The organism is Kribbella sp. CWNU-51 (assembly GCF_054073265.1).
On record NZ_JBSXMZ010000056.1, the window covers coordinates 1 to 11,967 of the forward strand.

12 protein-coding genes are annotated in these 11,967 nt (G+C 68.8%); 4 read left to right on the plus strand and 8 right to left on the minus strand.

Annotation, left to right across the window (positions count from 1 at the left end; genetic code table 11):
* Window positions 1–38: 38 nt before the first annotated feature.
* Window positions 39–2,345 (minus strand): AAA family ATPase, encoded by a 2,307-nt coding sequence (locus ACXC9Q_RS38885; RefSeq protein ID WP_457061792.1) that lies wholly within the window; start codon window positions 2,343–2,345, stop codon window positions 39–41.
* Window positions 2,346–2,423: 78 nt separating this feature from the next.
* Here ACXC9Q_RS38885 and ACXC9Q_RS38890 point away from each other — a divergent pair, with 78 nt between their 5' ends.
* Window positions 2,424–2,666 carry an SDR family NAD(P)-dependent oxidoreductase gene (locus tag ACXC9Q_RS38890; protein ID WP_457061793.1) on the plus strand — a complete coding sequence of 81 codons (243 nt, stop codon included), beginning with the start codon at window positions 2,424–2,426 and terminating at the stop codon, window positions 2,664–2,666.
* 263 nt (window positions 2,667–2,929) lie between these two features.
* Here the strand turns inward: ACXC9Q_RS38890 and ACXC9Q_RS38895 are convergent, their stop codons facing one another.
* Both ACXC9Q_RS38895 and ACXC9Q_RS38900 read right to left on the minus strand, forming a co-directional pair.
* Window positions 2,930–5,086, minus strand: a complete 2,157-nt coding sequence (locus tag ACXC9Q_RS38895; RefSeq protein ID WP_457061794.1) for a sensor histidine kinase — start codon at window positions 5,084–5,086, stop codon at window positions 2,930–2,932.
* Between the two features lie 647 nt (window positions 5,087–5,733).
* Window positions 5,734–6,564: an alpha/beta fold hydrolase gene (locus tag ACXC9Q_RS38900; protein ID WP_457061796.1), complete on the minus strand. Its 831-nt coding sequence runs from the start codon at window positions 6,562–6,564 to the stop codon at window positions 5,734–5,736.
* 883 nt (window positions 6,565–7,447) lie between these two features.
* Here ACXC9Q_RS38900 and ACXC9Q_RS38905 point away from each other — a divergent pair.
* Entirely contained in the window at window positions 7,448–7,786 is a 339-nt protein-coding gene (locus ACXC9Q_RS38905) for a hypothetical protein (protein ID WP_457061798.1), read from the plus strand.
* Complete coding sequence (locus ACXC9Q_RS38910; protein ID WP_457061799.1) at window positions 7,786–8,010, plus strand: hypothetical protein; 225 nt, start codon at window positions 7,786–7,788, stop codon at window positions 8,008–8,010. The genes ACXC9Q_RS38905 and ACXC9Q_RS38910 overlap by 1 nt, the downstream gene beginning before the upstream one ends.
* On the opposite strand, the gene ACXC9Q_RS38915 is transcribed toward ACXC9Q_RS38910, so the two are convergent.
* From ACXC9Q_RS38915 to ACXC9Q_RS38925, 3 genes are read right to left on the minus strand one after another with little or no spacing between them, the layout of a single operon-like run.
* Window positions 7,989–8,657 carry a hypothetical protein gene (locus ACXC9Q_RS38915; RefSeq protein WP_457061800.1) on the minus strand — a complete coding sequence of 223 codons (669 nt, stop codon included), beginning with the start codon at window positions 8,655–8,657 and terminating at the stop codon, window positions 7,989–7,991. The genes ACXC9Q_RS38910 and ACXC9Q_RS38915 overlap by 22 nt on opposite strands.
* A gap of 31 nt (window positions 8,658–8,688) precedes the next feature.
* Window positions 8,689–9,609 carry a hypothetical protein gene (locus tag ACXC9Q_RS38920; protein ID WP_457061801.1) on the minus strand — a complete coding sequence of 307 codons (921 nt, stop codon included), beginning with the start codon at window positions 9,607–9,609 and terminating at the stop codon, window positions 8,689–8,691.
* A complete protein-coding gene (locus ACXC9Q_RS38925; RefSeq protein ID WP_457061802.1) occupies window positions 9,600–9,995 on the minus strand; it encodes a hypothetical protein in 396 nt (131 codons plus the stop codon). The genes ACXC9Q_RS38920 and ACXC9Q_RS38925 overlap by 10 nt, the downstream gene beginning before the upstream one ends.
* 381 nt (window positions 9,996–10,376) lie before the next feature.
* On the opposite strand from ACXC9Q_RS38925, the gene ACXC9Q_RS38930 reads away from it, so the two are divergent.
* Window positions 10,377–11,102, plus strand: a complete 726-nt coding sequence (locus ACXC9Q_RS38930; RefSeq protein ID WP_457061804.1) for a class I SAM-dependent methyltransferase — start codon at window positions 10,377–10,379, stop codon at window positions 11,100–11,102.
* Window positions 11,103–11,404: 302 nt separating this feature from the next.
* On the opposite strand, the gene ACXC9Q_RS38935 is transcribed toward ACXC9Q_RS38930, so the two are convergent.
* Window positions 11,405–11,902: an ATP-dependent DNA ligase gene (locus ACXC9Q_RS38935; protein WP_457061805.1), complete on the minus strand. Its 498-nt coding sequence runs from the start codon at window positions 11,900–11,902 to the stop codon at window positions 11,405–11,407.
* Window positions 11,869–11,967 (minus strand): nuclear transport factor 2 family protein (locus tag ACXC9Q_RS38940; protein WP_457061806.1); only part of this gene is annotated, 99 nt, incomplete at its 5' end. The genes ACXC9Q_RS38935 and ACXC9Q_RS38940, both read right to left, overlap by 34 nt.

Here is an 11,967-nt window from a genome sequence, read left to right on the forward strand (position 1 = left end):
CGCTGGTCAGGAGCACCTTTCAGTTCACCAACACAGCCTCAGCATCCATAGCCGTGAAAGCGCCGGGCTAGGGCGCGGCCGCGTGCCTCTAGCCCAACTACCCAGTCCGCTCCTGGAAGGACCAACGTCGTCAGTTCGTCCAGCGCCTGGCACGCCAGGTCGGAATGCCCAGTCCGGACGGCACCCTCGATCAGCTCGCTGAGTACGAACGGCTGCATGAACGACCAGACAGGGGTCGCGTCGCGAGCGGCGTCGACGGCCTCGGCGTACCGGCACAGCCCGTTGTTCAACAAGGCTGCGGCGTAACGGACCTCGTCCGCGGCAAACCCGTCATCGGGTGCCGCGAGCTCGTCGTCGATCGCGGCGAGCTCGTCCGGATGGCCCCGATAAGCGGCTATCAGCCGACCGCCGTACGAACCCATCCGAATGCCGGTCACGTCCTTTACGGAGCGCAGCTCGGCGACGACTGCTTCCCCCACCGCCAGGTCACCGCGCCACGCGACGACGTTGGAGTGCAGGTTGAGGGATAGAGCAAGCTGAGCCAACGCGCCGGACTCCCGGACCCGTGCGACCTGCCGGTCGCTTAGTGCCTGGTATCGGGGGAAGTCGAATAGGGCGATCGCGGAGCACGTCGCGCCCCGGCCGAACCGGATCCAGTCGTCATCGGACACTTGGTCTGCCATATAGAGGTCGATCACCGTGTTAAGCGTTGGAGCAGCCGCCTGTCGCCCCTCGGTGATCATCGTCGCCAACCCGTCGAGCATGAGGTCGCACGGCCGCGCGGCGTCAGGCCGCGGTGCAGCGCGGGCCGCTCGGCTGACCTCCAGCAGGTCGCCACCCGGGGTTGCGAACCGGCCGGCAAGGAGGGCTGCCCACCAAGCCTGCAGATAAGTCTCACGCGCGAGCCCGACGTCGAGCGGTTCGAGCCGTCGTGCCGCCTCCAGCAGCCGCAGCGGTACCTCGCCGCCGGGCCGGGAGGCTGCCTCGATCTGGCCGGTGAGCTGCTCGACGCGAGCCTGCTGCAGGGCGTCGAGTTTCCCGGCGGCGGACTCAGCAACCAGAGAGCGCGCCCGGTCCAGGTCGCCTGCCTGCAAGCTCGCTGTGGCGGCGGCCATGCCCCGGTCGACGCGCCGGGTCGGGTCGGCGGTCAGCACGAACGCCCTCTCGAGGAACGTCGCGGTGCCGGCCAGCCCGGCTCGTGCCTGCGCAGCAGTCGCGGTTCGCTCGAGCTCGGCCGCGACCCCTTCGTCGGGTCCGGTGGCCGCGACCGCGAGGTGCCAAATCCTGCGCTCAGGGTCTCGCTCGGCGTCGGTCGCTGTCGCCAGAGCGAGGTGCGCGGTTCCCCGGTCTTCGGCCGAGGCCGCGGCGTAGGCCGCCGAGCGCACCAACGGGTGTCGGAAATGGACCTGCGAACCGATCTCGAGCAGTTGCTCGCGGTCGGCCGGCGCGGCCGCTTCCCGACCCACGTACAGCGCCTTCGCGGCGCGCCACAGAAGCGTGGCATCGCCGGTGGGGTCGGCGGCGGCAAGCAGCATCAGCTGCTGCGTCGGCCCGGGCAGGGCCCTCACTCGTCGCACGTAGCTGTCGTGTAGCTGACCGGACAACGGTTTCGAAGACGGAAGGGCGTAGCCTCCGGCCAGCTCGCTCGCATTCATGCCTCGCGGCAGCTCCAGCAGGCCCAGAGGGTTACCGCGCGTCTCGGCGATGATCCGGTCGCGGACCCGGTCGTCGAGGTGCCCCGGAACGGTGGCGCTGAGCAATACACGGGCGTCCTCGCCGGTGAGCCCTTCGAGGGTCAACTCAGGAAGCCCGGGGAACAGGTGACTGTCGCCAGCTTCGCGGACCGCGAAGAGCATCAGGATCGGCTCGGCCAGCAGGCGTCGGGCGACGAATCCCAGGACCTGGGCAGTGGGCTCGTCGAGCCACTGGGCATCGTCGACCACGCAGACCAGCGGACGTGACGCAGCCGCTTCGGTCAGTAGGGTCAACACGGCCAGGCCCACCACGAAGCGGTCCGGCGTGCTGCCCGCCGAGAATCCGAACGCCACTCGCAATGCGTTCGCCTGCGGTTCCGGCAGCATCGACAGGTCGCTGAGCATCGGCCGGCAGAGCTGGTGGAGCGCCGCGAACGGTAGCTCCAGCTCAGACTCGACGCCGGTGATCCGGGCGGTCCGGTAGCCGGCTGCCTGGCGCAGGCAGTAGTGCAGCAGCGCAGTCTTGCCGATGCCGGGCTCGCCCCGGATCACGAGCACAGCGCTATCGCCACCGCGCACGCCGTCCAGTAGACGGTCCAGCTGGTGACGCTCCCTCGTCCGCCCTCTGAATGGCTCCCGGACAGCTGCCACTTTGTCACCCTAGAACCAGTGGCACGGCACGGGAACTCCCTGCTGCGACGACTTGGCGCTCGCCGCAGACCGCCGAGCATGACCACGTCGACCGGAGGCTCACCTGCGAGCCGGGTGGCGATCGTCGCAGGGGCCACGCGCGGGATCGGTCGAGCCACTGCCTGCCGACTGGCGCGCGAAGGGTGGTCAGTGATCGTCAACTACGCCCACGACCCCGAACCCCGACCAAAGTGCCGGCCGATCGGGCCGTCATCCCGGAGTCGTGAGGCCCCCGCCGGAGGCACTGCTCTTGGCCGGCGGCCTGTTCCGCCGGCAGCCTGACGTCGACGCGGAATCCCACGTCCGCCTCCAGCGACGAGCGGACCTGATTCGCCGATCCACGTGCGCTCAAGGCGTACGCCGGCTCCACCCCGCTCACCCGCTCACCCGCGCGTCCGGTCATCCGGTCGCCCGGTCGTCCGGGCGCAGCACCGTCATCACCGCCGACGCATCAAGAACGACCGTCGCCGAACGTGGGGCGACTGGCCGCGGCGGCGCTGCGCCGCCTGCTGGCAATCCTTCGGCATGGCGGGCCCAGCCGCGGGCTATCCGACCGGCGGCGGCAACTCAGCCGTGATCTGCGTCCCGTTGCCCGGCCGACTGTCGACGCGAATCGAGCCGCCGAGCGCCTCGACGCGGTCCATGAGGCCGACGAGCCCGGAGCCGCGGGCGGTATCCGCTCCGCCAACGCCATCGTCGCGAACGGATAGCAACAGGCTTTGGTCGCGCTGCTCGAGCGAGACGTCGATGCGCGACGCCTGTGAATGCTTAGCCGCGTTGGCAAGAGCCTCTGAGGCGACGAAATAGGCCGCCACTTCGATCGGCTCCGCCACTCGCACGTCGATCATGATCTTGAGGTCGACAGGAATCACGGAACGGCGAGCGAGAGACCGCAAAGCCGGGCCGAGACCACCCACGGAGAGGATCGCCGGGTGGATCCCCCGCGAGATCTCCCGAAGATCCTCGACCGCGGCTGCCAAGCCGGTGGCCACGTCGGACAGCCTGGCGCGGAGGTCGTCTCGCTCGGGGGGAAGGTCCGCCTCCGCCGCGCGCACCGCCAATCCAAGCGAGACGAGCCGCTGCTGTGTGCCGTCATGCAGGTTGCGCTCGATCCTGCGGCGAGTCTCGTCCGATGCCGCGACGATGCGACGGCGCGAGGCCGCGAGCTCGGATTTACCTTCCGCGTTCGCAATCGCCGTCGCGACGAGCTCCGTGAACGAAGCGAGGCGCGCCTCGGTACCCGGCGGCATCGGCCCTTCGGTCGACGTAGCCGTCATGACGCCCCAGAGATAGCCTTTGACGACGACCGGGCTTCCAACCGCCGACTTGATGCCCGCCTCCTGCGCAGCGTTGCCGATCGGGTCGGTCGCAGCTGAGAAGTCGTCGAGACGAGCGGCCCGGCCCGTCTGGAGCACCATCCACGCGACGTTCGTGCCCTCCGTCGGCCACCGCCTGCCGGCTGGAAAGGCAGCCTCGGTGGTGCTCCACGAAGCGACCGTGGTAACGCTGCCGTCGGGTTCGAAACGCCCCATCGTGGCGCCCCCGGCGGGTAACAGGCAGCCGACCTCCTCGGCGACGGCCTCGAAGAGATCTTGGGGCGATGCCCCTTGTGCCACCAGCGTCGCCACCCGTCGCAGCGCCGCCTGCTCGTCAGCGAGTCGGTGCACCTCTGCGCGCGCCTCGGCGTTGGCGATCGCAGTTGCCATCAGCTTGGTGAACTTGTCGAGACGCGCCTCGCTATCCGGTGGCAACGGCGCTTCGTGGGTCGACCCGGCGCTGATCGCGCCCCACAGGCGCCCTTCCACCACGACAGGAACACCTACTACGGCGCGAACGCCGATCGAGCGCGCAGTCTCGGCGTCCTGCCCGGCCGCGGCCCGGTAGTCGTCGAACCGTGCCGGTCGCCCCGTCCGGAGCACCCGCAAGGCAACGGACTCGCCTTCCAGATGCTGCTGCGAGCCGACCGGGAACGCGTCTGCGCGCCCCGAACTGCCTACGATGACCGCGCTTGTGCCGCTGTCGAAGCGGAGCATCCGAATCTCTTCCGCGCCGAGGAGCCGCCCGACCTCTTCGGCGATCGCGTCGAATACGTTAGCTTCGGGAGCTTCCTGCGCGACGAGCGTCGCGATGCGTTGAAGCGCAACTTGTTCCCACTCGCTGCGGCGTCGCTCGGTGACGTCGCGCCCGATGCCGTACATCACGCGCTCCTCCGGGACGGGCGTGACCGTCCACTCGATCCACTTGTAGGAGCCGTCCTTGCAAACGATTCGGTTCTCGAACGAAACAGCCGTCGCACCTCCCATCACGCGGCGTGCCTGTTCCTCGCTGCGCGCGCGGTCGTCCGGGTGGACGAACTCCATGAACGGCCGCGCGAGCGCCTCGCGCTCGGTATAACCGAGAACCGCCCCGACGGTCGGATTCACACGCTTCCAGTAGCCGTCGAATCCGGCGAGGATGACCATCTCCGGAGCGAGCCTGAAGTACCGCTCAACCTCGGGCATCGCCTGCCGCTGCCGGGCCCTCGTCAGGGCGAGCACGCCGACGACGGCGGCGAGCGCCAGCCCGCCGGCAAGCACGAGCACTCCGTCGCGTAGGGATTCGATCCGCGTCACCGCGAACGCACCGGCGATCACGGCAATCACGAGCAACACAGCCGCTACGAATCGCAACCGCACGTCGATCCCCTCGATCCAAGGGACCATTGTGCTCCTCGCGACGCCCGGTGAGGAACCTCGTCCTTCCCGCACCACGGGCGATGGTGGCGCCAGGACGTCCTCCTTCACGTGTGGCCCCGTCAGTCGTCGGGGTTGTGTTCGTTCCTGGCGAGCATTCCTATCAGCCATGCGGGCGGAAGCACTCAATTCGGGATGACAGCGCTGATCGCGGCAGATGCGGACGTCCCACAGCGACCAGGCCTTAGCTCAAACTTCTTCGGCGGGAAGGTCAATGGGGGTTGGTCGGTAGATGAGCTCTTGGGTGTTGCCGTCGAGCGTCCGGATCTCGATCAGCTCGAGGGGTCAAGTCGGCCCCACCCCTGGAGGATCGGGCGCCCCGCGGCCAGCCGCCCCGCTGTAGACCTCGACAGCAGGCTCCCTCCGGCGGCTGGCCGCGGGACGGAAGCGTCGCAGCCTGGGCTACGCAGGCTGCTGGCGACAAGCCGTCCAGGGTCAAGGCTCGGCGCATGCGTAGCCCAGGCTTTGCGAACCGGGCATGGCGCGGTTGCTTCGACCGGCCGGGCTTCTTCGTTCATTCGATGCGCAGCGGTGAGGAGGTCTGGGGCACGACTCCACCCCCGAGGCTTCTCACCTCCAAGCCGCTGGGAAGCCTGGGCGTGAGAACGGGTTGGGTGCTAAGACCTGAAGAACTCGAGCAGGTCGGCGTTGATCACGTCGGCCTGGGTGGTCGGCATGCCGTGCGGGAAATCCTTGTACGTCTTCAGCGTCCCGTTTGGTAGCAGCTCCGCCGACCGTGGCCCCGACGCGATGTACGGCACGATCTGGTCGTCCTCGCTGTGCATCACCAGCACCGGCAGGGTGATCTTCTTCAGGTCGTCGGTGAAGTCGGTCTGCGAGAAGGCGACGATGCCGTCATATTGGGCTTTCGCCCCGCCCATCATGCCCTGGCGCCACCAGTTGTCGATGATCGCCTCGGAGGACTCCACGCCGGGCCGGTTGAACCCGTAGAACGGTCCCGACGACAGCGCGCGATAGAACACCGAGCGGTTTGCCGCCAGCTGTGCCTGCAGGTCGTCGAAGACCTCTTCGGGCAGGCCGTCGGGGTTGGCGTCGGTCTTCACCATCAGCGGTGGCACCGCTGCGATCAGCGCGGCCTTGGCGGCGCGGCCTTCGCCGTGCCGGGCCAGGTAGCGCGCGACTTCGCCGCCGCCGGTCGAGTGGCCCACATGGATGGCGTCGTGCAGGTCGAGATGTTCGACGACCGCGGCCAGGTCGTCGGCGTAGTGGTCCATGTCGTGACCGTCGCCGGTCTGGGTGGAGCGGCCGTGACCGCGGCGGTCATGGGCGACGACGCGATACCCGTGCCGCAGGAAGAACAGCATCTGGTTGTCCCAGTCGTCGGCCGACAGCGGCCAGCCGTGACTGAACACGATCGGCTGACCGCTGCCCCAGTCCTTGAAGAAGATCTCGACGCCGTCGTTGGTGGTGATTGCTCCCGATGACATGACTTTCCTCCGTGTGCGATGGCTCGCCGTCCGCGCGTCCTCGAGCGTCAGCTGGTGTGCCTTCGATCCTGTGTCGGCCGAACCCGCCCGGCATCGGAGAAGCCGCTGATCGGTTGCGGAAATCACGAGGGCACCGGCCGCTGCCGACCAGGCCGCCACCCGTGACGACGTCAGTCCTTGATCGGGCGCGCCGGCCGTTGCGACGGACTTCGGCGTCGTCCCGCGGCTGTACCGCCGACCCGGTCCGAATGTGACCGAACTCGGGACCGAGTCGGTCAGCGTGCACATGCGCGGCCGCTCCGACCGCGCCTGCAACGAAGTTCATCTGCGGATCTTGTTCGCCGCTGAGCCGGGAATGGAAACGGCAATCCGGCAACTCATCGAGTCAGCCCTGTCCACAGGCGTATTGCAGGGGTCCGGACGGCGTAACCACTCGGTGGCAGGTCCGTAGCAGCTGGCACAGCGACGTCGATACAGAGGACATGGATCAAGCTCAGCGCCTGATCCGCTACTGACTGACGCAGGCTCTCCGGAGACCACCGCGCGGTCATGTCAGGACTAGAACCGTACACGCCGCGCGCCGCCCCGTCTGAACGCCCTCACATCGGCAGATCCGTGCGTCGGCCGGCGTCCCAGTAACTAGATTTCTAGCCTGTCGCAGATCAGTTGGCGGACATGTGTCGCGCAGTGGTTGCCGGGTCACATCTCGGCCGGGCGAGGCGCTGCAGCAAGCCTGGCCGCGCGCATGAGTGTACGTTCGACCTTCCGGTTGCGGCTTGGGGCCCAGGCCGCCGAGATAGCCGTGCGTTTAGCCGTCTTGACCGTCAGCGACTGTCGCCCAGGTCACTAGAACACCAGTTCGAATATGTGGCATCCTGGCGTCATGGTTGGTCGGTTCAATGTGCGCGAGGGCTCGGGCGAAGAGGACTGGTCGGTGTGGGACAACGCGGCGAACGGCAGCCGGGGAGCAGGCTTGTCCGAACAGGCCGCCCATCGGCTCGCAGCGGACCTGGAGCTGCAGTACGACGTGTACGGGCCGCGGTCACCGGACCACGTCCGGCGCGTCGACCCGCCCGTGCCGGTGGAGAAGGCCTGGCAGCCGGCCGGGTTCCTGGACGCCTGGATCTTCGAACACGGAACCTGGCTGGGACGGGTCAAGGGGAAAGATGACAAGGTCTCCTGGATCCCGCAGGCCGAGCTGCGCCGCGCCGAGCAGTTCTGATGGCCGCCGCCGACCGGGGACCGGTCATCCGGCTCCAGGGCGATCCCAGCGACAAGTGGCAGTACTACGAGCAGGACTTCCTCGGATGCATCCGCGCCGCGCAACGGATGCATCGCAGGGTCGGCGACCCGGCGGGCTGGCCACTGTCGTACGAGCGGCCGGTGTCGGGTCTCATCTGGGTCTGGCGGGAGGGGAAGAACTGTCACCCGAACCCGATCGACTGACCTGAGCCCTTCACCGCCCTGTGCCGCCGCGGCGCCCCGAGCGGCCGGCCGACGACGCGGTCGCGCCGGGCCCGTCGCGCGCGGCGGATCATCTCGATCCGGTCGGGGTCGAACCACCATTGTCGGTCCTGGAAGACGGCCGGAAGTTTCTCCGCCGCGGCCAGCTGGGTCACGTAGATGGCGGTGAGCCCCAGGCGTTCTGCCGTTTGTTTGGTGTTGAGGTAACCAGGAGGGCCTGTGGGACGCCGGATCGGCAGCTGGGGTTTCGCGGCCGTGATGGCCGCGAGGTCGGCCGGGTAGACCATCGACTTCGTGCCGGGCACGAGCGGCAGGTGGCCGTCGGCCACGAGCTCGAGGGTGGCCCTGAGGGATCGACCCAGCCTGTGGGTGGCGTGTTTCAGCGGCATCGGTTCACCCTTGTCGCGCAGCGCCTCGACCTCCGACAGCAGCAGCGGGCGGCCGTTGTTCCCAGGGCCGTGCCGGGGTAGCCGGCCGAGCGCGACAAACCGGTGGACCTGCGCGGGCTTCTTGCCCAGGACACCGGCTGCTTGCGTGATAGAGATCCGAGGGTCGTCGACCATCCGGGGCTGCCCGAGCAGTGGATCGACCGGCAGCTCGCCCGGTTCATCGTCCTGATCGGCTGCCATGCACCAAGCCTCACACGAACAAGGTGCCGGCTCAGTGTTCCAGCGCGTTCAGGCGTCGCTGCTCTGTGTCGCGGCGTTTCCGGATGGCGGCGGCGTTGCGAGCGGCCTGGTGGAACGCGCGGTGCAGTCGCGGGAGGTGTTTGCGGGCGTCGCGGAGGGCTTGGCGGGTCTCCTCGAGTTGGTCGTTGAGCCGGTCGAGGTCGGCTTGCAGGTCGGCGAGCCGGTGCTGGTGCGCGTCGAGCACCCGCTCGGCCTGGTCGCGGTCGGTCTCGGCAGCGGCGTAGTCGGATTCGGCCGCGCCGAGGCGAGCCTCCTGCGCGGCGCGGCGTTGCGCGAGGGTCCGGTCGACCTTGGCCCGTCCGGCGGTCGGCGCGGCGGCCCGCTTCGCAGGCTTCGCCGCCGGCGTCCTGGCCGCAGGCTGGGAGCGGCGGACGACGCGGGGCCGGATCGGGGCGAGCTGCGCCGGGTCGCCGTTCTCGTCGACGACGCCGAACCCGACGTGCCGCAGCGCGCTGGTGAGCTGCCCGGTCCGCAACAACTGGGCGGCGCCGGGGTCGACCAATGCGGCGTCGAGGGTTTCGGTCAGCCGCTCCGCGGTGTGGGCGGTAACACGCCTGCCGCCGGCAGGTCGCTGGCTCGCTGTGCGGACGAGATGGCGGACCAGGTCGTGGCGCTGCCGGGTCAGTTCGCGCCGGCGGGCGCTGTCCGAGGTCAGATAGGTCTCCCGCAACTGCTCCCCCAGCTCGGTCAGCGCATGAATACCGTCGGGGTCGGCCCGGACGAGCTGGTTGGCGAGCCACGCGGCGATCGTGGGCTTTCGCAGGGCACCGATCGCTGCCGCGGCCAGCTCGTCACCGCGGTCCCGTACCGCCTTCGCCAGCTGGTTGCGGGCAGCCACGAACTGCTCGGGCGCCAGCCCGTACAGCTCGACCACTGCCGCGTCTATCTCCACGCTTCCACGATCCACGCCCGATCAGCCACCGCCAACCCCCCTGCAACGGTGGGCAGGTCGTCGGGTCGCAGATCCGGGCGCAGCCGCACATAGCGCATCCCGTGACGTGCCTGTCCGGCCTGGGTTGCCGCATCGGCGGTGACCTCGACCACGACGGCTGGTTCGACCTTGATCAACGGTTTCTTCGAGTCGGGGCCACCCCACCGGTACGACGCGATCTCGTCCGGCCAGGGGTGTCCGCCCCGCGCGGGGGCGAGTACGCCCGCGAGCTGCGCCGACTGCTCGGGCTTGAGCGGGACGGTGCGCCCGACAACCACGACCAGCTCGGCCTCGGCGTTGTAGGGCCCGGCGATGACGACCTCGGGCTGGGTGATCGAGCCCAGCACCCCGCCGACGACGACCCCGCGGGTCTCGCGATGTTTGACCTCTCATCTGGGTCGCAATGCATGTTGCGCACTGTCGCGCTGAGGTGATTGGCCGGCTTGTGCGCGACACCTTCTCCGCGCTGAGTGGCTGGCAGCGGGCAGGTGTCCAGATTAGGCGTTCGTTCCAACAACAGCTCATGGAGCTGCGACGGCAGCTCGAGGAACGCACCAGGAGCTCGCCGCCGACCGGGCCGCCAACCGCGAGCTGATGACTCAGCTGAACACCAGACCGACATAGCCGCCCGCACCAGCCACGCACTGCGGCGTTCGGGGCCTGCACCGGCCCGGGCGGGCAGATGCTCGACCTCGCCGCGGCATGACTTGGGCTCTATCGTGGCGTGGGTGGACGAAGCCATCGCCGAGCAGATCGAGTACTACCGGGCGCGCGCCGGAGAGTACGACGAGTGGTGGGTCCGTCGAGGGCGGTATGCATTGCCACCCGAGCTAGAGCGGCAGTGGTTCCACGACGTCGCCCAAGCGGAGACAGCGTTGCGAGATTTCGCTCCGACAGGACGGGTGCTCGAGCTGGCCTGCGGCACCGGGCTGTGGACCCGGCACCTGGTCGGACACGCCCAACACGTCACCGCCGTCGACGCCTCACCGGAGGTGATCGAGTACAACCGCGAACGACTCGCCGGGGCACGACTCAACACCGAATACATAGTGGCCGATCTGTTCGGCTGGCAACCCCCGCCAGCGGCGTATGACGTGGTGATGTTCACCTACTGGCTTTCGCACGTCCCCGACGATCGACTCGCAGAGTTCTGGTCCGGGGTCCGGTCTGCGCTGAAACCCGGCGGCCGAGTCTTCGTCATCGACAGCGCTGCCGGTGGAGTTCCAGCAGATGATCGGGCGGCTTGGCCCTCGCCTCCGCCGTCCGGCGGGCGCCCGGAGCAGCGCCAGCTGGCCGACGGCCGCCAATTCATGGTGCTGAAGCGGTACTGGGGCGTCGACGAGCTCGAGTCCGACCTGCGCTCCCGCGGATGGAGCCCGACGGCGTACACGACCGACAACCAGATGATCCTGGTCGCAACCGCCACCGCCACCGGTCCTGAGCGCCCTGACTGACTGAGTCGCCATCGCGGCAGACTGCAGCAGCGCGGCTAATCCCACTTCGGGTCGATACCGCGACCCGCCCGGCCGCGCGTGCTTCCCGCAACTCTCCTCCGTCCGCGCGAGCTCAAGATCCACCGATCCAGATAATCCCTGCTCGTGCACGACACGTGTCGCTCACCGCCACGACGCCTCGACTCGGCGCCTGACCTCGGCAGCTGATGCTCCGGTCAACGACTGAGCACCCTTCACCCCAACAGAATTGACCTTGACCCAGGCGTCACGGCGGCCCGGGGTGTAGCGGGTGGCTGCACCTTTCACGACCGTCCCTCGACGCCCATCGCGGCTGGAAGCACCTCGAACCATTCGGTGGCTTCGTCGAGATCGGTCGTCACGGGAGTCAGTTGCAGCGGCGCCCAGCCGCGCGACACCTGCTCCAGCCGCTCGCGGCGCACCGCCCAGCGCTGGGTCCGCAGATCGACCCCACCGGCCGCGAGCAGATCGAACGCGGCAAACGAGGCCGGCAGCTCGGCAGCCTTCGCACGCGCCTTCGCCGGGCTGGTGACGAGACGCTGCTGCAGCGCGTCGAAACTCACCCGGCCGTCCGCGCCGAGGATCACCAGCTCGCCGCTTATCTTGAGTCGGTCGCTGGATCCTGCCGTTTTGCTGGTTGTGAGCGGTTGATCTGGCCGCCACAGCGCCGTGGATTCGATCTGGACTCGAGGCTGACACTGTGGCCAGGGGCAACTAGTCGCCCGGGCCGACCCCGGTCCAGCCCGCGTCAGGCGCTGAGGTGTTCGTGGATCATCTGCCAGCGGCCCTTCTGTTTGATCATTGCGTTCGTGCCTCGTCCCTGGCCTTCGCGCCTCTCTCCGTTGGT

What these genes read in the sequence shown, in the direction of transcription:
- ACXC9Q_RS38905 (WP_457061798.1), top strand. Translation starts at nt 7,448, where the DNA reads ATGGTTGGTCGGTTCAATGTGCGCGAGGGCTCGGGCGAAGAGGACTGG.
- ACXC9Q_RS38890 (WP_457061793.1), top strand. Translation starts at nt 2,424, where the DNA reads ATGACCACGTCGACCGGAGGCTCACCTGCGAGCCGGGTGGCGATCGTC.
- ACXC9Q_RS38915 (WP_457061800.1), bottom strand. Translation starts at nt 8,657, where the DNA reads ATGGCAGCCGATCAGGACGATGAACCGGGCGAGCTGCCGGTCGATCCA.
- ACXC9Q_RS38895 (WP_457061794.1), bottom strand. Translation starts at nt 5,086, where the DNA reads ATGGTCCCTTGGATCGAGGGGATCGACGTGCGGTTGCGATTCGTAGCG.
- ACXC9Q_RS38900 (WP_457061796.1), bottom strand. Translation starts at nt 6,564, where the DNA reads ATGTCATCGGGAGCAATCACCACCAACGACGGCGTCGAGATCTTCTTC.
- ACXC9Q_RS38910 (WP_457061799.1), top strand. Translation starts at nt 7,786, where the DNA reads ATGGCCGCCGCCGACCGGGGACCGGTCATCCGGCTCCAGGGCGATCCC.